At 56.6% G+C, this 19,877-nt stretch carries 25 protein-coding genes; 12 read left to right on the plus strand and 13 right to left on the minus strand.

Features of this window, described 5'->3' with window-relative positions; all coding sequences use genetic code 11:
- Positions 1–30: 30 nt before the first annotated feature.
- A complete protein-coding gene (locus AC2FIS_RS05430) occupies positions 31–936 on the minus strand; it encodes a LysR family transcriptional regulator (protein WP_496772526.1) in 906 nt (301 codons plus the stop codon).
- A gap of 94 nt (positions 937–1,030) precedes the next feature.
- Between AC2FIS_RS05430 and metF the strand changes: the two genes are divergently transcribed.
- The gene (gene metF / locus AC2FIS_RS05435; protein ID WP_496772263.1) at positions 1,031–1,897 is read left to right on the plus strand and encodes a methylenetetrahydrofolate reductase [NAD(P)H]; all 867 of its coding nucleotides are present in this window, start codon (positions 1,031–1,033) and stop codon (positions 1,895–1,897) included.
- A 177-nt stretch (positions 1,898–2,074) separates the two neighbouring features.
- The gene (locus tag AC2FIS_RS05440) at positions 2,075–2,725 is read left to right on the plus strand and encodes a J domain-containing protein (RefSeq protein WP_496772264.1); all 651 of its coding nucleotides are present in this window, start codon (positions 2,075–2,077) and stop codon (positions 2,723–2,725) included.
- Positions 2,726–2,775: 50 nt separating this feature from the next.
- Here the strand turns inward: AC2FIS_RS05440 and AC2FIS_RS05445 are convergent, their stop codons facing one another.
- Positions 2,776–3,294 carry a YHS domain-containing (seleno)protein gene (locus AC2FIS_RS05445; protein ID WP_496772265.1) on the minus strand — a complete coding sequence of 173 codons (519 nt, stop codon included), beginning with the start codon at positions 3,292–3,294 and terminating at the stop codon, positions 2,776–2,778.
- A 250-nt stretch (positions 3,295–3,544) separates the two neighbouring features.
- On the opposite strand from AC2FIS_RS05445, the gene yghU reads away from it, so the two are divergent.
- On the plus strand, positions 3,545–4,423 hold the full coding sequence (gene yghU, locus AC2FIS_RS05450) for a glutathione-dependent disulfide-bond oxidoreductase (RefSeq protein ID WP_496772266.1): 879 nt from the start codon (positions 3,545–3,547) through the stop codon (positions 4,421–4,423).
- Positions 4,424–4,464: 41 nt separating this feature from the next.
- Here yghU and AC2FIS_RS05455 read toward each other — a convergent pair whose 3' ends face one another.
- Together AC2FIS_RS05455 and AC2FIS_RS05460 are read right to left on the minus strand one after the other, a co-directional pair.
- The gene (locus tag AC2FIS_RS05455; protein WP_496772267.1) at positions 4,465–5,253 is read right to left on the minus strand and encodes an SseB family protein; all 789 of its coding nucleotides are present in this window, start codon (positions 5,251–5,253) and stop codon (positions 4,465–4,467) included.
- Positions 5,246–5,833: a uracil-DNA glycosylase family protein gene (locus AC2FIS_RS05460; protein WP_496772268.1), complete on the minus strand. Its 588-nt coding sequence runs from the start codon at positions 5,831–5,833 to the stop codon at positions 5,246–5,248. Before AC2FIS_RS05460 ends, AC2FIS_RS05455 begins: the two co-directional genes overlap by 8 nt.
- Before the next feature lie 229 nt (positions 5,834–6,062).
- Between AC2FIS_RS05460 and AC2FIS_RS05465 the strand changes: the two genes are divergently transcribed.
- Genes AC2FIS_RS05465 through AC2FIS_RS05480 form a run of 4 tightly spaced genes read left to right on the plus strand, consistent with a single transcriptional unit; the run spans position 6,063 to position 10,624 of the window.
- Positions 6,063–6,722, plus strand: a complete 660-nt coding sequence (locus AC2FIS_RS05465; protein ID WP_496772269.1) for an ABC transporter ATP-binding protein — start codon at positions 6,063–6,065, stop codon at positions 6,720–6,722.
- Positions 6,700–8,274, plus strand: coding sequence for a KpsE/RkpR family capsule polysaccharide export protein (locus AC2FIS_RS05470; RefSeq protein ID WP_496772270.1), 1,575 nt, complete (start codon positions 6,700–6,702; stop codon positions 8,272–8,274). The genes AC2FIS_RS05465 and AC2FIS_RS05470 overlap by 23 nt, the downstream gene beginning before the upstream one ends.
- A 5-nt stretch (positions 8,275–8,279) precedes the next feature.
- Positions 8,280–9,113 (plus strand): 3-deoxy-8-phosphooctulonate synthase, encoded by an 834-nt coding sequence (kdsA, locus tag AC2FIS_RS05475; protein WP_496772272.1) that lies wholly within the window; start codon positions 8,280–8,282, stop codon positions 9,111–9,113.
- Between the two features lie 14 nt (positions 9,114–9,127).
- The gene (locus AC2FIS_RS05480) at positions 9,128–10,624 is read left to right on the plus strand and encodes a phosphomannomutase/phosphoglucomutase (protein WP_496772273.1); all 1,497 of its coding nucleotides are present in this window, start codon (positions 9,128–9,130) and stop codon (positions 10,622–10,624) included.
- A 56-nt stretch (positions 10,625–10,680) separates the two neighbouring features.
- Here AC2FIS_RS05480 and AC2FIS_RS05485 read toward each other — a convergent pair whose 3' ends face one another.
- Positions 10,681–12,630, minus strand: a complete 1,950-nt coding sequence (locus AC2FIS_RS05485; protein ID WP_496772274.1) for an AsmA family protein — start codon at positions 12,628–12,630, stop codon at positions 10,681–10,683.
- A 94-nt stretch (positions 12,631–12,724) separates the two neighbouring features.
- On the opposite strand from AC2FIS_RS05485, the gene rimO reads away from it, so the two are divergent.
- On the plus strand, positions 12,725–14,113 hold the full coding sequence (rimO, locus tag AC2FIS_RS05490) for a 30S ribosomal protein S12 methylthiotransferase RimO (protein ID WP_496772275.1): 1,389 nt from the start codon (positions 12,725–12,727) through the stop codon (positions 14,111–14,113).
- Between the two features lie 610 nt (positions 14,114–14,723).
- Here rimO and AC2FIS_RS05495 read toward each other — a convergent pair.
- Complete coding sequence (locus AC2FIS_RS05495) at positions 14,724–14,912, minus strand: hypothetical protein (RefSeq protein WP_113789885.1); 189 nt, start codon at positions 14,910–14,912, stop codon at positions 14,724–14,726.
- A 215-nt stretch (positions 14,913–15,127) separates the two neighbouring features.
- On the opposite strand from AC2FIS_RS05495, the gene AC2FIS_RS05500 reads away from it, so the two are divergent.
- Complete coding sequence (locus AC2FIS_RS05500; RefSeq protein WP_058275570.1) at positions 15,128–15,370, plus strand: CDGSH iron-sulfur domain-containing protein; 243 nt, start codon at positions 15,128–15,130, stop codon at positions 15,368–15,370.
- Here the strand turns inward: AC2FIS_RS05500 and AC2FIS_RS05505 are convergent, their stop codons facing one another.
- The 4 genes from AC2FIS_RS05505 to AC2FIS_RS05520 form a co-directional block, all read right to left on the minus strand.
- Positions 15,371–15,631: a DUF6455 family protein gene (locus AC2FIS_RS05505; protein WP_496772276.1), complete on the minus strand. Its 261-nt coding sequence runs from the start codon at positions 15,629–15,631 to the stop codon at positions 15,371–15,373.
- A 66-nt stretch (positions 15,632–15,697) separates the two neighbouring features.
- Positions 15,698–15,973, minus strand: a complete 276-nt coding sequence (locus AC2FIS_RS05510) for a DUF6455 family protein (protein WP_496772277.1) — start codon at positions 15,971–15,973, stop codon at positions 15,698–15,700.
- Between the two features lie 68 nt (positions 15,974–16,041).
- Positions 16,042–16,410 carry a YigZ family protein gene (locus AC2FIS_RS05515; protein ID WP_496772278.1) on the minus strand — a complete coding sequence of 123 codons (369 nt, stop codon included), beginning with the start codon at positions 16,408–16,410 and terminating at the stop codon, positions 16,042–16,044.
- The gene (locus AC2FIS_RS05520; protein WP_496772280.1) at positions 16,407–17,114 is read right to left on the minus strand and encodes a M48 family metallopeptidase; all 708 of its coding nucleotides are present in this window, start codon (positions 17,112–17,114) and stop codon (positions 16,407–16,409) included. Before AC2FIS_RS05520 ends, AC2FIS_RS05515 begins: the two co-directional genes overlap by 4 nt.
- Positions 17,115–17,236: 122 nt before the next feature.
- Here AC2FIS_RS05520 and AC2FIS_RS05525 point away from each other — a divergent pair, with 122 nt between their 5' ends.
- Complete coding sequence (locus AC2FIS_RS05525; RefSeq protein ID WP_108859312.1) at positions 17,237–17,485, plus strand: DUF8831 family protein; 249 nt, start codon at positions 17,237–17,239, stop codon at positions 17,483–17,485.
- Here the strand turns inward: AC2FIS_RS05525 and AC2FIS_RS05530 are convergent.
- Positions 17,473–17,748, minus strand: a complete 276-nt coding sequence (locus AC2FIS_RS05530) for a DUF167 domain-containing protein (RefSeq protein WP_496772281.1) — start codon at positions 17,746–17,748, stop codon at positions 17,473–17,475. The two genes, AC2FIS_RS05525 and AC2FIS_RS05530, sit on opposite strands and share 13 nt — an antisense overlap.
- 138 nt (positions 17,749–17,886) lie before the next feature.
- Between AC2FIS_RS05530 and AC2FIS_RS05535 the strand changes: the two genes are divergently transcribed.
- Both AC2FIS_RS05535 and AC2FIS_RS05540 read left to right on the plus strand, forming a co-directional pair.
- The gene (locus tag AC2FIS_RS05535; RefSeq protein WP_496772282.1) at positions 17,887–18,465 is read left to right on the plus strand and encodes a nitroreductase family protein; all 579 of its coding nucleotides are present in this window, start codon (positions 17,887–17,889) and stop codon (positions 18,463–18,465) included.
- Complete coding sequence (locus tag AC2FIS_RS05540) at positions 18,462–19,160, plus strand: EI24 domain-containing protein (RefSeq protein WP_496772283.1); 699 nt, start codon at positions 18,462–18,464, stop codon at positions 19,158–19,160. The genes AC2FIS_RS05535 and AC2FIS_RS05540 overlap by 4 nt, the downstream gene beginning before the upstream one ends.
- A gap of 3 nt (positions 19,161–19,163) precedes the next feature.
- Here the strand turns inward: AC2FIS_RS05540 and AC2FIS_RS05545 are convergent, their stop codons facing one another.
- Together AC2FIS_RS05545 and mce are read right to left on the minus strand one after the other, a co-directional pair.
- Positions 19,164–19,439 carry a DUF1467 family protein gene (locus AC2FIS_RS05545; RefSeq protein ID WP_058275562.1) on the minus strand — a complete coding sequence of 92 codons (276 nt, stop codon included), beginning with the start codon at positions 19,437–19,439 and terminating at the stop codon, positions 19,164–19,166.
- 21 nt (positions 19,440–19,460) lie between these two features.
- The gene (mce, locus tag AC2FIS_RS05550; RefSeq protein ID WP_282168947.1) at positions 19,461–19,865 is read right to left on the minus strand and encodes a methylmalonyl-CoA epimerase; all 405 of its coding nucleotides are present in this window, start codon (positions 19,863–19,865) and stop codon (positions 19,461–19,463) included.
- Positions 19,866–19,877: the final 12 nt, after the last annotated feature.

Raw genomic sequence — 19,877 nt, forward strand, 5'->3', positions numbered from 1 at the left:
TGATGCGCATAGCAGACCCGCGTTTTTTGCCTATTGCTCTTGCAGCTTGCGCGCCTCGGTTTCGGCCAGCTGAATCAGCTCTTGTACGAAAGGTTTTTCTAAGTCCTCGGTGCGCACTGCCGCGTAAAGCCTGCGGGTGATGCCGCCCTTGGTCAGGGGGCGAGTGACGTAGTCGGAATTGTACTTCACTTCGCGCACAACCCAGTCAGGCAGCACCGAAATACCGCGGTTCGACGCGACCAGCAAAAGGATCACTGCAGTCAATTCAACCTGCCGGATCGCGGCCGGTTCGACCCGCGCGGGTATCAACAACTGGCTAAACACATCCAACCGGGTGCGCTCGACCGGATAGGTAATCAGGGTCTGACCACGGAAATCCTCGGCCTCGATGAAATCCTTCTGCGCCAACGGGTGGGATGATGCCGCGACAAAGACGGCATCATAGTCAAAAAGTTCAATGAACTCGATGCCCGGCAGGTCCTCGGGGTCGGACGAGACGACCAGATCCACCTCTTCTTTTTGCAGTGCTGGCAGGGCATCAAATGCCAAACCTGGGCGGATATCGACGTCCACATCACCCCATGATTTCCGGAAAGATTCAAGCACCGGGAATAACCATTCGAAACACGCGTGACATTCGATCGCGATATGCATCCGCCCAGCGCGCCCATCCCGAAGCGACGAGAATTCCTGTTGTATGGCCTGAACTTGCGGCAATATCTGTTCGGCCAAACGCAACAGGCGCAGCCCGGCCGCAGACAGTTTCATCGGTTTGGACCGGCGTAGGAACAATTCAACCCCCGCCTGATCCTCTAACCCTTTGATCTGATGACTCAGCGCGGATTGGGTGATGTTCAGTTGATCCGCCGCACGGGCAAGCCCACCGCATTCGTGGATCGCCTTGATCGTGCGCAGGTGGCGGAATTCAATGTGCATTGCAGTGATACTCATGTTGTTCTTGAATAATATGAGTTTGTCTCACATTGCCCGAACTGGCACAAGGTCCCTGCACCAATCAAATGAGGCCGAGATGACCAAGCCAGAAATTTCATTCGAGTTCTTTCCGCCCAAGACGCTCGAAGCCTCGTTTCGTCTTTGGGACACGGTCCAGACTCTGGCCCCTCTAGAGCCGCGCTTTGTCTCGGTCACCTATGGTGCGGGTGGCACAACGCGGGAGCTGACCCGTGATGCGGTGGCGACCCTGCACAAATCCTCGGGGCTGCCTGTTGCTGCGCATTTGACATGTGTCGATGCCTCGCGGCAGGAAACGCTGGAAATCGCGGATACTTTCGCGCGCGCGGGCGTTCAGGATATCGTTGCCCTACGCGGTGATCCGCCAAGCGGTCAGGATCGTTTTGAGCCACACCCTGAAGGTTTTGCAAATTCGGTCGAACTGATCTCGGCCCTGGCTGAGACCGAGATGTTCAACATTCGGGTCGGCGCCTACCCCGACATTCACCCCGAAGCACAGAACGCCCGCACTGACATCGATTGGCTCAAGGCCAAACTGGATGCAGGGGCAGACGAGGCCCTGACCCAGTTCTTTTTTGAGGCCGAGACGTTTTTCCGGTTCCGGGACGCCTGCGAAAAAGCCGGCATAGACAAGCCTATTGTGCCCGGCATTCTGCCCATCGAGAACTGGAAAGGCGCACGAAACTTCGCCAAACGCTGCGGCACACGCATTCCGGATTGGGTCGAGCAAGCCTTCGAAAAGGCCGTGCGCGATGACCGTGAAGATTTGCTGGCCACGGCATTGTGTACCGAGCTGTGCTCGGACCTGATCGACGGGGGCGTGGACAAACTGCATTTCTACACGCTGAACCGGCCGGAATTGACACGTGACGTGTGCTTTGCCCTTGGCATAACGCCGAAGGCTGATCTGCAAAACGTGGCCTAACCGGGTCGGCCCAAAAGACAGTATTCCACTGCCAGGAAAGAAACTAAGAACAATTGCCGCGACGCGCTGCAATTGTTCCCGTAAGCACTTCAATTTTGCGTGAAATTTGACAAATTCACCGTCCTGCTCAAACTGAAGCAGTGACGTTTTTGTATTTTGTAATGAGTAAATTGGGTTATGGAAACTGTTGAGAAGATCAAAGCCCGCACAGAAGCACTGCATGCTTTGGGGTTGGATCAAAACGCCAGTTCGGACGACATCAGAAGCGCTTGGCGGGACATTGCGTTCCATGGTCATCCAGACCAGGCCGAGGGCGATAGTTCCGGATTTACCCGCGCCAAAGATGCATATGATTTTTTGCGCAAGGAAGGGCTGGCGGGCAAGGGTGTTGGATCGGGAAAACCCCGACGCCCGAAACTGCGCCGTCGTATTCTTACACTGGAAACCGCCGACATCAACGCATGCCGCGCCCTGCTGAACACAGCGTTGCCGGACCGATCGGACGAGGTCGAAACGCCGGAGTCTGAACTGATGTGCAAATCGGACCATGTGCCCGATGCGGTCGGGTTCTTTGGACGCCATGTGACATTCTTTGTCTCAACGCCGGTCTATGAAGGTGCAAACCGCGTGGCATTGCCCACGTCGGTTTTGGCAAGCTCACGCCAGACGGAAACCGAGGTACTGAATTTCCAGTCCAACGACTCTGGCGGTGGCGAGGTTGTTGTGCCCGAAGCGATTACTGCGCGTACGTTCCCCGGGGCCAAAAGCGTTCGCATTCGGTTCGATGCCGATCAGCAGATGCGGGACGAATTCTCGTTTGCGCATTGACAAAAAAGCCCGGCTGAAATGAGCCGGGCTTTGACTTGGTGAGTGGCCACTTAGTTTGTAACCGGGCCTTCCGAGGTGAATTTCGGGATCACGCTGGAGGATGCGCCATCGGGTTCGATCCCCGGCCAGTTGCCTTCGGCGAGGTTGATATTGCCTGGCACGTCTTCTTCCCAGAAACCGACGACCACATCGGTGATGTTCAGGTAAAGCTTGTCATCGACGATGCGCCACAGATTCGGGTTTGCAGGGACTTTGCCGCCCTTCGACACACCGTATGCGCAATGTCCGTCATATTGCGGTGCGTAGAAGGCTGGGTTCTCCTGAAATTTGTCGCGGTTCTCTTCAGACGAAAATGCCCAGGTGGCACCATTGTATTCCGCGGTGATATCTGCACGGCCGCGTACAGGTGCGGGCTGAGATTGACCAACCGCAACCTGATCCAGACCGCGGTAGGCGACGACATCGTAGCCGGATACGGCGAACCCGGTGCCATCGATATACTGGTCACCAGCAAAGGCCGGAGCGGCAAGGGTCAGTGCCGCAGCTACAGTCAGGGCAAAACGTTTCATGGTGGTAAGTCCTTTTGTCCTCGGGGTTGTTGATTTACCCGAACTTGCGGGTCTGAACATACAATAGGTGATTCAGATCGCTTGCGAAGTCCCCCTCGCGTCGCTGTGACGTTGAATGAGAATTCGTGAGATGTCGGGTGAGGATTGTTACAAAAACGCTGCGCTCTGGGGGGTTGGACTCGGTGCTTTGCAACATTAGCTGTTGTGATGGACGGACAATTCACCTGCACTTTGCGAAGAAAGGCAAGAAATGAGCGAGCAACCGACCTATACGCCCCCAAAGGTCTGGACATGGGACAGCCAGAATGGCGGCCAATTTGCCAACATCAATCGCCCAATCGCTGGCGCCACCCACGACAAGGATCTGCCGATTGGACGGCACCCGCTGCAGCTTTATTCGCTGGCCACCCCCAATGGCGTCAAAGTGACCGTAATGCTGGAGGAACTGCTGGCGCTGGGTCACGAAGGTGCCGAATACAACGCCTGGCTGGTCAATATCGGCGAAGGCGATCAGTTCAGCTCGGGTTTTGTCGGGGCCAACCCAAATTCTAAAATCCCCGCTCTTTGGGATCGCTCGGGCGACAAGCCGACACGCGTGTTCGAAAGCGCTTCGATCCTCTTTCACCTAGCCGAAAAGTTTGGTGCGTTTTTGCCCGCGTCCGGACCGGAGCGTGCGGAAGTCATGAACTGGGTCTTCTGGCAGATGGGCAGCGCACCCTATCTGGGCGGTGGATTTGGCCATTTCTACGCCTATGCGCCAGAAAAGTTCGAATACCCAATTGACCGCTTTACGATGGAGACCAAGCGCCAGCTGGACGTTCTGGATCGTGAGTTGGCCGACAAGACGTACATCGCGGGCGAGGAATACACTATCGCAGACATGGCGATCTGGCCCTGGTATGGCCAGCTGGTTTTGGGCCGTCTGTACAGCGCCGCAGAATTCCTGGACGTGGAATCCTACAAGAACGTCATGCGGTGGGCCAAGGCCATCGACGCACGCCCTGCCGTTCAGCGGGGCCGCATGGTCAACCGCCCGTTCGGTGAGCCTCATACCCAGCTGCACGAACGCCACGAGGCCAGCGATTTCGAAACCCGCACCCAGGACAAACTGGAAGCTGCTGCGGAATAATCCGAAAAGCCCCGCAGACCATTCGTGTGCGGGGCTTTTTCCTACTTCAGAATAGGCGGTTTATCCGGGTTGCTGCCGGGTATCGTCTGCGCGACAACACGCGCCTCTGGTTGCGGCAGATCGAACCGCAAACCAACCCGCGCTAAAGAGGCAGCAGCCTGATCGTGCGCACCGAAGAACCCGACATCCATTGCCCCTGCCTCAATCCCGGAAAACGTCAACGCCTCGGACGCGGCTTTGGCCAGTGCCGGCTCGGCTCCTTCGACCGCACCAATGAACCCAAGCAGGTGACCGGAACCGCCGCCTTCGGACTTCGTTCCCACCAAATACGCAGCTTCCGCCAGCCCAACTGCGGTGGCAAGTTTTGCGTCTAGCGCGGTCAACAGATCGTCGGGCAGGCCCGCAGGGGGCAAGAACTCTGCCAACCGTTGCTGAACCTCCTCTGGTCCATGCTGCAGAGTTTCCGCCAGCCAGCCCAGCGCCTCGGACGGGATCAGCATAGAGGACGGCGCAACTTCGAGGTTGAGGCCCAGCCCAATCCCCTGCCCCGCGAGCATGGAGGACAACACCCGGCCCGAAAGCGCCACATAAGGGACAGGACGTTCGGCAAACCGCGCCAACCGGTCCTCTCGGTCAAAGGCCAGCACAAAGCGCCCATCGGCGACGTCGAACAACTCGGGTGAGATGTTTTCGCCCTTCGCCTCTTCTATCAGCATCAGAAACAGCTCGCTGTCGGCAAGCCGTTCAAAGAACCGCAATCGCGCTGCATCATCTTGTGGGGCGGCAGTCATTGCGGCGTAGGCAGTGTCCAGAGCCGTGGTTTCAGTCATTCAGAACCTCTTGCACCCGCGCACGCAGAACCGGCAGAAGGTCGGTCTGGAACCACGGGTTTTTCTTCATCCATGCCGTATTCCGCCACGAGGGATGAGGCAAGGCAAAGACGCGCGGCGCATGGTCCCGCCAGTTGCGAACCGTTTCCGTCACCGAGCTGCGCACATGCAGGTGGTATTTATGAGCGTGCCCACCCACCAAAATAGTCAGGGGTATATCCCCAAGCGTTTGCATGACTTTGTTGTGCCAGGTTTTGCCGCACACAGGGGGGGGCGGCAAATCCGCCTTGCGCGCATCATAACCCGGAAAACAAAAAGCCATCGGCACGATTGAAACCCGTGATCGGTCGTAGAACACGGCTTCATCCACCCCAAGCCAATCCCGCAATCGATCTCCGGACGGATCGGTAAACGGCCGACCCGATTCATGCACCCGTGCACCCGGAGCCTGACCGGCAACCAAAATCGGCGTTCCCGGCTGAAACCAGACCACCGGGCGCGGCTGATGGGCGGTCTCTGTCGCGGCAAATCTTTGCGCGCAGATTCGGCAGGCCGAGATTTCTTTCTGTAGCGAATTCATCAGATGGCAAGGTTTCCTGCATCAAATTGGTTGACGGTCATCCTGAAAGATAGTCAACGCAATGCGTGGGTCCAACCGATGGAAAAGTCACAATACTAACAGCACACGTGCCGGTGCATTGATCATTGCCACCAAAACTCGACATAATATGGCCCACATAAAACGTAGGATAACAACCCGATTGTCGGCACATCCGGACTATTAACAAGGTGCAAGCGGCAGGTCCTTAATGCTTGAGTTTGAAAATGTCAGTAAATCCTTCTGGACCGGGACACGCCGCAAGGTGATCCTGGACAGCGTCTCGTTCCGCGTGGAACTAGGCCGCTCGATTGGCATTCTTGCACCTAACGGAACCGGCAAGACCACGTTGATCAATATGATGGCGGGGCTGGAAAAGCCCGATGAAGGCGTGATTCGAAAGTCCTGCCGGGTGTCTTTCCCTATGGGCTTCACCGGAGGTGTTGCGGGTAATTTGTCCGCCCTGGAAAACGCGCGCTACGTCGCCAATATTTACGGGATGGACCCCGATTATGTCGAATCTTATTGCAAGTGGCTGTGTGGATTGGGAGAGTATTTCGACCAACCCTTGGCCACTTACTCCAGCGGTATGAAAGCGCGCTTTACATTTGCTCTGATGTTGGCGCTTGATTTCGACATGTACCTGATTGACGAAGGGATGCCGGCGTCGACGGATGCCGAATTCAACAGGAAGGCCGGTGACATCCTTCGGGAAAAACTGCGGACGACGACGCTGGTGATCGTGTCACACAACCCCTCCGTGCTAGAAAAATTTGCGCAAGAGGCTGCCGTTTTGATGGATGGGCAGCTTTACATGTTCGACACCTTGGAAGAGGCAAAGCAGCTATATGACTACCAAACCCAAGGCTAGCATCTACAACTGGCACCGCAAACGCCGCAACGCGGGAACGGAAGAAGAACGCGCTGACGCCATTTCGCGCATTCGAAAGGCGACGCAGCCACCCGCTGCGGCCAATGACTCGGAGTCCAATACCGAGATTGACGCAATCAAACGTGAGGGGCTGACCGGACGCCAATTACGGATGGCACGCAGACTGGCGCAAAAGAACGGCCTAGACGCGACTTCGGACTATGATGCAGTGCGTTTGCTGCGCCAAAAGGGCATCGACCCGTTTCATCGTGCCAATTTGTTGGGGATGACGGATGAACCGACGCAGAACGAGGATCAGACCAAGGACAAGGTCACGATTCATTTGCCGCAAACGGTCAGCGAAGGTGGAAGGACCCTACCCGGGCCCGAGATGACCCCCGCGCAGAGGCGCGAGTTTGAAATTGGCGAGATACAGAAAGATATCGCCCGCCGTCGCCGTCGCAAGCTGCTTGCATTGTTTGCCCGCCTGGCGGTTTTCGTCTTTCTTCCGACCTTTATTGTCGGTTTCTATTTCTATCGTGTGGCAACGCCCATGTATGCCAGTGACTCGGCCTTCTCAATCCTGCAGGCAGACGGGGGCGGCGCAGCTTTCGGTGGGCTTTTGGCGGGCACACAATTCGCCACCGCACAGGATTCTGTCGCCACACAGGAATTTTTGGAGTCCAAGGACGCGCTGCTGAGGCTTGAGCGCGACATGGGCTATGCAGAGATTTTCAAGCAAGACTGGATCGACCCTATTCAACGGCTTTCGCCGGACGCCACACTGGAAGAGGCCTACAAGCTATTCCGACGCATGATCACGATCGGATACGACCCGAGCGACGGCATTATCCGGATGGAAGTTGCGGCACCTGATCCGCAGATTTCGGTGGCCATCTCTGACCGTCTTCTGTCTTACGCCGAAGAAACCATAAATGGGCTTACAGAACTCAAGCGCGAGGACCAGATGCGCGACGCACTGGATGGTTTTGAAATGGCACAGAAGGAGCGCAGAAAAGCGCAGGAAGATCTGATCGAACTTCAGATTCAAGGCGCACTGCTGGACCCGCAAAACGTCATCGCCAGCTTGCGTGGCCGCATCGACGCCTTGGAAACACAGATTCAGGAAAAAGAGCTGCAACTGGCCGCATTGCTGGACAACCGTCGTCCGAACCAGGCCAAGGTGGATGGTGCTCGTGCGGACATCGCGCGCCTTGAGGTTGTGTTGGCAGAACTCAACGCGGAAATGCTGGATGTGTCTGCAGGCGAAAACTCGCTCGCGCGGCTTAGTGTTCGGATTCAGATGGCGCAGGCCGATCTTGTTGCCAGGGACATGATGCTGCAGACAGCCATGCAGCAAATGGAAACCACACGGACAGAGGCAAACCGCAAAGTGCGCTATCTGACAGTGTCCGTGAGGCCTGTGCCAAGTCAGGAACCCACCTATCCGCGCAAGTTCGAAAATACGATTTTGGCTTTTCTGTTGTTTGCTGGTATCTACCTGTTGATCTCGCTTACCGCGTCGGTCCTTCGTGAACAGGTATCCTCGTAAGACACATGAAACATGTAAAAATCTCCGATCTCACGGTCGGCAATGATCTGCCTCTGACGATCATTGCTGGCCCTTGCCAGCTTGAAAGCGCGGATCATGCGCAAATGATCGCAGGCAAAATGAAAGAAGCCTGTGATGCCGCCGGTGCGCAGTACGTTTTTAAGGCCTCGTATGACAAGGCAAACCGCACCTCAATATCAGGTGTCCGTGGACCCGGAATTGCCAAAGGACTGGACATTCTGGAAGGTGTGAAAAAACAAATTGGGGTGCCTGTCCTGACTGACGTACATACGCCAGAGCAATGCACAGATGCGGCCAATGTTTGTGATGTTTTGCAGATTCCCGCGTTATTGTGCCGTCAAACCGACTTGGTGTTGGCCGCAGCCCAAACAGGCGCAGCGATCAATGTCAAAAAAGGGCAATTTCTAGCACCATGGGATATGGCGAATATTGTCGCCAAGATCGAGAGTGTTGGTAACTCGAATATTCTGCTTACAGAACGCGGCACCTCGTTTGGGTACAACACCTTGGTGACAGATATGCGCTCGCTCCTGCAGATGGCGGCGACGGGCTATCCGGTTGTGATGGACGCAACCCACTCGGTTCAACAGCCTGCAGGGCTTGGAGGTTCGACCGGCGGTCAGCGTGAATTTGCTCCGGTGATGGCGCGCGCAGCTGCCGCCATCGGCGTGGGTGCTGTGTTTATTGAAACACACGAAGACCCAGACAAGTCTCCGTCAGACGGGCCTAACATGATCTATCTGGATCAAATGCCTCAATTGATTGACACTTTGATGCGCTTTGATGCATTGGCCAAAGCCAATCCTATAAAGATTTGAGTAAGAGCAATAGCATGACGAAACCCATCCCTGAGGTGACCCCGAACACCTGGAGTTTTCTACGCGATCCGATGATCAAGCCAACCGGCTTTCGCGAATATGACGCGCGCTGGAAATACCCTGAAGAGATCAATCTGCCCGGCATGACCGCGCTTGGTTTGGGTCTGGGCACACAGATGCGCAAACGTGGGATCGAACCAGTGATTGCGGTGGGCAACGACTATCGCGACTACTCGCTGGCGATCAAAAACGCGCTGATCCTGGGGCTGATGCAGGCTGGCATTCAGGTCAAAGATATTGGCCCCGCGCTTAGCCCTATGGCCTATTTTGCGCAATTCCATCTGGATGTGCCTGCCGTGGCCATGGTCACAGCCAGCCACAACCCGAACGGCTGGACTGGGGTGAAGATGGGCTTTGACCGCCCGCTGACCCATGGCCCCGATGAGATGTCGGAATTGCGTGACATTGTCCTGAACGGCGAAGGCGCCACTCATGAAGGTGGGTCCTATGAATTCGTCGAGGGCGTGAAAGAGGCATACATCGACGATCTGGTCGGTGATTTCAAAATGTCCCGTCCGCTGAAAGTCGTGTGCGCAACTGGAAACGGAACGGCTTCGGCCTTTGCGCCTGAGATTTTTGAGCGCATTGGCGTCGAAATGGTGCCCAGCCACACCCAATTGGACTACACTTTCCCCCACTATAACCCCAACCCCGAGGCTATGGAGATGTTGCACGACATGTCCGCCTCTGTGAAAGCCAGCGGCGCCGATCTGGCTCTGGGCTTTGACGGCGACGGCGATCGCTGCGGTGTTGTGGATGATGAGGGTGAGGAGATCTTCGCCGATAAGGTCGGCGTGATCATGGCCCGCGATCTGGCCAAATTGTATCCGAACTCGACGTTTGTGGCAGATGTGAAATCCACTGGTCTGTTTGCCAGCGACCCTGAATTGCAGGCCCTTGGTGTCAAAGCGGATTATTGGAAAACCGGCCACAGCCACATGAAGCGGCGGGTCAAAGAGATCAACGCGCTGGCCGGCTTTGAGAAGTCTGGTCACTACTTTCTGGCTGAACCTATCGGGCGCGGCTACGACTGCGGGATGCGGGTTGCCGTTGAAATCTGCAAGCTGATGGATCGCAATCCGGACCAAAGCATGTCGGACCTGCGCAAGGCGCTGCCGAAAACCTGGTCGACGCCGACCATGTCGCCCTATGCAGCCGATACCGAGAAGTATGATATCCTTCAGCGGCTGGTCGACAAGCTGGTTGCCAAGGCGGATGCTGGAGACACCTTTGCCGGTCGCGCGATCAAAGAGGTTGTCACCGTCAATGGTGCCCGTGTCATTCTGGACAATGGCAGCTGGGGTTTGGTGCGCGCGTCCTCGAACACTCCGAACCTTGTTGTGGTCTGCGAAAGCAGCGAAAGCGAGGACGAAATGCGCGCAATCTTTGCCGATATCGACGCGGTCATTCGCACGGAACCCGGTGTGGGCGACTACGATCAGACCATCTAAGCGCTACTGCGTTTCGGGGCACCTTCTGCCCCGAAACCCTTGCGTATTGGCGCTGATTAGTTACCGCCAAACAGCTTCAGCAGCCCCTTGTTCACTTCGTCTTCGAGTTTGTTCTTGATGGCGTCTTCGATCTGATCGCTGTCCGTGATCGCCGTATTCAGCTCGTCCCCGACTTTGTCCAAGACTTTTTGCTTGGCCTCATCTTCAAGCTCTTTGGCCTTTCCTTCCGCAACGGCCTCGATGACTTTGGTCAGGTCCGGCTTGATCGACGGATTGCTCCACGGTCCGACGATTTTCACTGGTACCGCGATGCCGTTTCCCGAGTTCGCGCGCAGCGCAACAGGTGTGAAAAGATAGTCGATATCGCGGTTGCCGATTCCGACCCGACCGGAACCGTCAGCCCGGAAGTTATCCAGGGACATCAACAGGTCGTTGTTCCACAATACCCCTTGATCCATGGTGAAGCTGGCGGACAGGCTGTTGAACACGGTTGTGCCGCCCTCGCCCCCGCTGCGGCCCATCAGGCGGTCCAGATCAAACCCCGAGATCACGCCCTTGCCCACATCCACATGCCCCTTGCCGCTGAGTGAACGCATGATCTGATCTTCGGTCTGTCCAACTCCCAGAAACTCAAACGACCCTGATCCGGTGCCGGACAACCGCTCGATCCCGCCAAGGGCGGACAGAGCTTGCTGTACGTCCATGCCATCCGCGGTCAGATTGCCGCCGACCGACAAACCGTTCCGGTTGTTGGCAACTACTTGCCCGTTCAGATGCCCTGAAAACAATGTGGCAGGGTTCATCTGAAGAACCGCTCTGGATCGATCAAGGTTAAGCGTCAGATCACTGGGTCCCAACGTCAGTCCCGGTACGGCAATGGAATTGGCTTTGAGGCGGATTTTACCGTTCGCCAAGGCCAGCGCAGACGCATCAATCGGGGTGGTCGACCACTCTTGGTCAGGCGACGGTGCCGACCCTCCGCCAGCGCCACCAGACGCGCCGTTGAATTGAGTAAGATCTAGGTCACCGCCTTCCAGCCGTGCGGTAATCTGCGGCGGGTCCGAGATAACGATATCTGCCTCACCAGTCAGGCGGTTATTATCCAGCAACGCCACCAAGTTGCGTAAAGATACCCGACCATCACTGGTATAGGTCATTTGCCCGGCCACATCGGCCTCGCGCCCCAGTCCCAATGGCACCCCTACACCGGCCTGCCCAAAAGCAGCCAGCATGCGTTCCGTGTTCGTCGTTTTGGCCAGCAATCTGCCATCCATTTCACCAGCCAGATTGACCCGCCCGACAAAACCGAACTCTCCCCCGGGCGCGGTCATGGTCAGATCCAGCGGCGTTACCGCGCCGGACGCGTAAGCTGGCAGATCTTGAATCTTGAGGTCGACATCGACAGCCCCCCCGGGCACCGCCATTTGAGCCTGTACCTGCAGAGGCGCTGAAACATCCGGCCAACTGGCCGCCAGATTGACATTGGCAAAATCGAACTTGGTCGCGCCATTCTCGATGTAGACCAAGCGCGCGTTCGTCAGCTTCAGATGATCCAGCGTCACCTCGCCCTGCTGCCCTTGTGGTACCGCGCCACTTGCGGCGCCTGTCGAGGCTGCATTTGCGGGTGCCGAAAGTTCCCAATTCCCGCGCCCATCCGAAAGTTCCAACCGCAGAACCGGATTATCGGCGATCACCCGTTTGATGCGCAGGTCCCCGGAGATCAGCGCGGCAGCATCAACCCCCACGGCCAGGCTTTCGGCGCTTAGCATTGGTTCAGGACCGGCCCATTGTGCATTTCCAAAAGTCACCGGACCGGTTTCCAGCCCCAGCACGGGCCAGAAAGACAGGTTCACATCGCCCGTAAGCTTCAGGTCACGCCCGGTTTGGGTGCGGACCTGCTCGGCCAATATGGTGGCCAGCTTTTCGCCGGGCATCAGCAGCAAGGCCCCGATGACCAAGCCAAAAACCGCCACCAACAGGAAAACTATGCGCAACAGCCACTTCATATTCTGCTCTCCGCCTTTTTCATGCGTTAAAAAAGATCATCCAAAGCCTGCGCTACATTTGCAAGGGGAAGCGTTCCCCACTATATGCCGCGCAATGACAACGAACCCGCCAAACCTCCGCCCCGACCTGGCGCCTGCCGCCCGGATGCCCGAGACGCCAGTTTCGAACCAGCCAACAATTGGCATGGTTTCCTTAGGCTGCCCCAAAGCCCTGGTCGACAGTGAGCGTATACTGACCCGCCTGCGTGCCGAAGGATACGGCATCTCGCCCGACTATTCAGGCGCGGATGCCGTGATCGTGAATACCTGCGGGTTTCTCGACAGTGCTAAGGCCGAGTCGCTGGACGCAATTGGCGAGGCATTGGTGGAGAATGGCAAAGTCATCGTGACCGGCTGTCTGGGTGCGGAACCGGATTACATCCGCGAACATCACCCACGCATCATGGCTGTTACCGGCCCGCACCAATACGAGCAGGTGCTGGATGCGGTGCATGCGGCCGTGCCGCCAGATCCTGACCCGTTTGTGGACCTGCTGCCCGCCGCAAGTGTGCAACTGACGCCACGCCATTACAGCTATCTCAAGATATCCGAGGGCTGTAACCACAAATGCAAGTTCTGCATCATCCCCGACATGCGTGGGAAACTCGCCAGCCGTCCGGCACATGCTGTACTGCGCGAAGCTGAAAAGCTGGTCGACAATGGCGTGCGTGAATTGCTGGTTATTTCGCAAGACACGTCTGCCTATGGGTTGGATCGGAAATACGACGTGAACCCGTGGAAGGACCGCGAGGTGCGCAGCCACATCACCGATCTGGCGCGTGAGCTGGGGCAGTTGGATGCCTGGGTTCGGCTCCATTACGTCTACCCCTACCCGCATGTGCGCGAGTTGATCCCCCTGATGGCAGACGCCGGATGCAACATCCTGCCTTATCTGGATATTCCGTTCCAGCATGCCCATCCGGACGTTCTGAAACGCATGGCGCGCCCGGCGGCGGCGGCCAAAACTTTGGACGAGATCGCCGCATGGCGCGCAACCTGCCCCGACATCACCCTGCGGTCGACCTTTATCGTCGGTTATCCGGGCGAGACCGAGGCCGAGTTCCAGACCCTTCTGGATTGGATGGACGAGGCGCAACTGGATCGTGTTGGCTGCTTCCAATACGAAAACGTCGATGGCGCGCGATCAAACGACCTGCCGGATCACGTACCGGCCGAGGTAAAGCAAGAGCGTTGGGACCGCTTCATGGAAAAAGCGCAGGCCATCTCCGAGGCTAAGCTGGCCGCCAAGGTTGGCCAGACCATGGACGTGATAGTGGACGAGGTTGATGACGAAGCCGCCACATGCCGCACCAAGGCAGACGCGCCCGAGATCGACGGGAACCTGTTTATCGATGAGGGGTTCGATGACCTGAAGCCTGGTGACATCGTGTCGGTCGAGATCGATGAGGCCGGCGAATACGATTTATGGGGCACACGTACCTAAACCCAATGTGCCCGTTCACCCCGGATAGGCAGAGCGTGATTTAAGTTTACTGGCTTGAGACGGGATTTTCCCGGACCATGAATGGAAACCTCAACTCGCTAGAAGGAGGGTTTTCATGTCGTACTTTCGTGCAATCTCTTTCAATTGCATGGCCGCGATACTTGCGTCCCAACTTTTTGCCGTCTCGGCGACTGCAGGCAGCATCACCGTTGGAACGAGCGGCCAAGTTGTTGTTGGGTCAAAATCGCAGCATGTTCATAACCGCAATAATATCCGCATTCACCGGCACTACTATTCTCCGAAAGTCTCCGCACCCAAAGTCTACCACCCAAAACCGGTTCCAAAGAACGCGCCCTACGTTCAGAAAAAGCTAAAAAATAAATCCTATCGCTACCTTTATGCGCCACGGTACGGGTCAAAGCGTCAACACTATCACCGCAAGTCATTTGGACAGGGATATTGACGGCTGGTGAGGCGATGATTGCCCATTTTCGGTGCATTCAGATCCGAGCCCGCGTCGGCATAAAGCGGACATAAAAAAACCGCCCAACAAGGGCGGTCGACTGTGTTGAGTAAGCGGGCGGCCAAAACAGGACCGCCCGCAGAATTCTTACTGAGCGACCGGGTTACAGATGGTCTGTCCCGCTTCGGTCGTGGCCAGGTCTGTTCCAGCCGGGCAGCTCGGTGTGCCGAACTTGTCGTATTCAGGCGTGATGTAAACCGGCGTCGGCTCTTCCTGCTGCGAGCATGCAGCCAGAACCAGGGCAATTGCGCTAACGGCAGCAAATTTAAGTTTCATGTCCGTCAATCCTCTAAAAATTTTCTCATATTGCCCTATTATCTGGGGCCAGTCTCAAAATACGACCTCGTTGATATTATTGCAACAAAATCAATCACAGTTTTGTGAGAGCGGCAAAACCATGCTGCTTGCCTAAAGAAACATAAGCGCTCTACACGCCCCGCACGAAGGCCCTATAGTTGTTTCACGACATTAGCCAAAAGCGGAGCAGCCACATGTCAGATCAGCCGAAACCTGCCCAAAAAGCCCCCTACCCGGTCGAAGTGACCGAAGGGAAAACCTACTTCTGGTGTGCTTGTGGCAAGTCAGAACGCCAGCCCTTCTGTGATGGTTCACACAAGGGAACCCAGTTTGAACCGGTGAAGTTTACTGCCGAGACCAGCAAAAAGGTGTTCTTTTGCGGGTGCAAACAAACGGCCAATCCGCCGCTGTGCGACGGTTCGCATTCCAAGCTCTGACTAAGTCTTCAAAGCGTTCAGCGTTTCCTCATTCGCGCAGAATTCAGGGGCCGAATCGGCTTTGACCTGTTGTTTCGACAGCCACAATTCGCATTGGTCGCTGCACCCAGAGGCACGACAGCGCGTCACGATCTCCGCATAACCATTGGTGGTCAACCGCCCCTCGACCATCGCTTCGGTCAACGAAACATCCATACATCTGGCCACCGACCGGGTTAGCCAAAAGTGTTTCTCCACGTCGCCCAGAGTATCTCGGGTCATTGGCAGGTCTGCCTTTTGTTTGCACAAAGCGCCGTCAAACACAGCAATGGCGCGGCATGATTTTTCTTAACCGTCGCGCTTGCTTTCCAGCAGCGAAGTGAGGCGGTCAAACAGGGACGTGTTCCTGCAGTATTCCGGGGTTTTCTGGCCTTGGGCAGATTGTGCCAGAAACTGCGCGCAATGATCTGGGTTCGAACAATCTCTGCAACGCAGGACCGCATCAGAGATCTGGTCAATCGAGACGTCGCCGCCTATGGCCGCATCTTCCAGGTCGACCCCGACGTGGGTTGCCATCTGGTCTACCAGTTCCGCATGTCGTTTCAGAGTATTTTTGCCAAGCATTGCGCTGTCTCCCTGTCGCACAGTTCTGACAGGATAGCGCAGTGACCCGAACAGGCATTTGACTCAGGTCAAGACCCGGCGCCGATATGGTCCAGATAGGCGCGGGTGGCGTCCTGCACCCTGCGAAAGCGGTCACCGCCTAGTTTTTTGCCCCCGTACCAGCGGGTGACAATGATGACGTGGCCCTCCAGTCCGGCCCTTTCGAGCATGCGCAGGATGACCATTCCGGCACCACTTTCGCCGTCGTCGGCCTTGAGGGCCCCCGTCGGCAAGATCGTCGCCCAGGTATTGTGCGTCGCCTTGGCATAGGCTTTGTCGGACTTGAGGTCTTGCAGCACAGCGTCCACGTCTTCGCGCGTTTGCACCGCAGACCCAGACACCGCGTATTTAGATCCGCGATCCGTCAGGATTACGCCCAGCCGTATCGTGGAGCTCATTGCGTCAGTCCAAGCTGTCGCGCGGTGTTCCTGACCATCTTAACGCGTTGTGCATTGGGGGGGTGTGTGCCCAGGAACTGATCGCCCGGGTCGGGAATGCGTTCAAAGTATTTTGCGCCGATCAACGGGTTATAACCTGCGTTAAAAGTAATGATTGTGCCCAACTGGTCGGCCTCCAGTTCGAAGTCTTTGATATAGACCTGCGCCCCGACCTCTGCCCCCAATTTCTGTGCCTCTTCAATACCCGCACCGTCCGCGCCACCTAACCGTGCCAGTTCACCGAAGATGGCAGCGCTGTCCTGTGCGTTCTTGGACTGTCTCGGAATGTGCCGCAGGATGTGATGCGCTGCTTCGTGCCCCATCACAAAAGCCAGCTCATCCGCGTTGTCCGCGGACTCGATCAACGCTCGGGTAAAAATGATGACCGGCTGTTTCTTGTTGTCCAGCGTTTGAAAGGCATTGGCCTGAGCATTCGGGTTTAGATCAACCAAAGTCGTAAATTCGCAATTTGTCACGTTTGACCGCCGCAGACATTCCTTGCGCGCCTGTTCCCCAACCTGCCTACTGACCTGCTGGAACATTTCGGCTTCGGCCTTAAACTCCTGGACCTCCTGCGCCCATTCGGCAGCGGTTTGAACACGTAATGAATTGGCGCTGCACGCCGCCAGCAACAAGGAAAGAAACAAACAGATCAGACGGCGCATTCATAATCCTTTGAAACGGTTGGCCCGTTTTCACGACCATAACGCGGAGCTGCGGCGATCACCACAGGCCGATTGGCACAGTACGGGTTGCATTGCATTCGACTGACCTGCACTCTGCTTTCATGTTTTCGATTGAGCATGAATTCGACTCGACAGTCATTACTCTAGTGGACGAAGGCCCAAAGCCTTTGCAAGAGGATGTCGTCATCAACAGCTTCGCCGAATGTGTGACGCTTGAACAATTGGACCCGCGCACGGATCAGATTCAGAGGATCACGTTATCCCCTGAACAGGTGCGAGATCTGGCGGCGGCTTTGGACTTGCCGGAAGGCGTGTACCAAATCCGGGAAACACCGGATCAGGGTGAATAGACAAATACATTGTCGCGCGACGTCTGCCCCCGCCTGAGGATCAGAGTGGACGGTGCGACCCCCATTGCCACGGCCAATATGTTGCGCACCGCCTCGTTTGCCTTGCCGTTTTCGGGCGGCGCGGTGACGAAGATGCGAATGTTTCCCTGATCGGTCAAAATCCCATCCTTCGCAGCTTTCGGCGTGACCCGGACTTCGATCCCTTCATCGGGTACGGCGCGGGCGCTCAGATCCGGTACATTTCGCAGGTTTGGTTTGGCCATCTTCCCTCTCTTCTTCTTGAACACCCTTGCACGAACGCTCAGGGAGTGAAATTGATCTCGTGCATCCAGCTACTTGCCCTTGAAACCCGCCAGATGTTCAACCACATACACAACCGCCTATGTAAAGGAAGTTAACATATGTCCTTGAAGAATCCGGCCGCTCTGGAGTTTCTGCAATCGCGCCGGTCGCGCCCTGCAAAAACGCTGATTGAACCCGCGCCCACGCGGGACCAGCTGTTACCCCTGCTAACGGCCGCGGCGCGCAGTCCGGATCATGGCAAGCTGGAACCCTGGCGTTTTATCGTGCTTGAGAAAGGTGCCATGCCGCGCCTGGCGCAGCTAACCGAAGATTGTGGCGCTGCCCTTGGCAAAACTGCTGAGGATATCGCCAAAGCCCGCAGTCAGTTCGACATGGGCCATCTGGCGGTCGCCGTGATCGAGGTTCAAAAGCCGTCCGAGAAAATCCCTGCAATCGAACAGACCTATTCCGCTGGCGCAGTGTGCCTGGCTTTGCTGAACGCGGCGCTTGCTGCCGGTTGGGGCGCGAACTGGCTGTCCGGTTGGCAGACCCACGACCGCAACTTTTGCCAAAAGGCGTTCGGGCTGCAAGAAAATGAACGCGTCGCGGGTCTGGTCCATATCGCGACCGAGGGCAAAGCACCGCCCGAAAGACCCCGCCCTGACGTGGATGGGTTGACGCAATGGGTTTCGGAATGACCATTCTCAACGCCTTTTTTGCAGCGCTGGGACAGATCGGCGACCCAAAGTTCCGGGCTGTCCTGTGGCGCGGCGTTGGTCTGACGATCGTTTTGCTGATCGCCGCCTGTGCTTTGGCGATCTGGCTGATCAACCGACTGTCGGGGAACGAGATCTCTCTGCCCTTTATCGGGGCCGTGCCGTGGCTGAACGACGTGCTGAATTATTCCGGCATCTTTGTCGTCCTGATCCTGCCAATATTTCTGATGGTCCCGGTGGCCTCGGCGATTACGTCGATGTTTCTGGAAGACGTTGCGCAAGCGGTCGAAGACAAGCATTACCCAACTTTACCAGCAGTACCCGGCATTCCGTTCAGCGAAAGCCTGCGCGACGGGCTGAGCTTCATGGGGGTTCTGATCGTTGCCAACCTACTGGCCCTGATCCTCTATGCGATCTTTACTCCGCTCGCCCCCTTCATCTTCTGGGGCATGAACGGTTTCTTGTTGGGGCAGGAATACTTTACGTTGGCTGCCATGCGCAGGTTGGGTCGCGAAGGTGCACGTAAGCTGCGCGCCAAACACGCAACGACCATCTGGATGGCAGGCATTTTGATGGCGATCCCGCTATCTGTGCCGCTGGTGAACCTTGTGATCCCAATCCTTGGGGTCGCAACATTTACCCATATCTACCACAAGCTATCAGGGCCTATGGCTTAAAGATCAGCCGCGCGGCTCCAGCTGGTTCAACCAGTCGAAATCACGCACAGAAATCACGCCGGACAGGATGATGCCTGCTATGATGGCCCAGAGCACCACCGTGATACCGGTGGTGATCCACATCTTTTTCTTCAGGTGATGCTCTTCCGGTGCGCCCGCGTGGGTGCCCGGAACGATATCACCCAGATCCCCCTGCGTCTTGATGCGGATTGGCAGCACCACCAGCAAGGTCATGAACCAGATCACGGCGAACAGAACGGCCGCACCAGTAATCGACATCTCATCCCCTCCGGGGTTAGGTTACACCTGTTCCAGCTCGACCAGGCAGCCGTTAAAATCTTTGGGGTGCAAGAACAGCACCGGTTTACCATGCGCACCGATCTTGGGCTCACCCGAACCCAGCACGCGCGCGCCGGTTTCCTTCAGGTGATCGCGGGCAGCGATGATATCCTCGACCTCATAGCAGACATGGTGGATGCCGCCAGCGGGGTTCTTTTCCAGAAACCCGTTGATCGGGCTGTCATCGCCCATCGGATAGAGCAGTTCGATCTTGGTATTGGGCAGTTCGATGAACACAACTGTGACGCCGTGATCCGGCTCATCCTGCGGCGCGCCAACTTTCGCGCCCAGCGCGCTGCGGTACTGCTCAGAGGCAGCCTCAAGATCGGGTACGGCAATGGCTACGTGGTTCAGGCGACCAATCATGGAACTCTCCTC

It is taken from the genome of Ruegeria sp. CDSB113 (assembly GCF_059611045.1).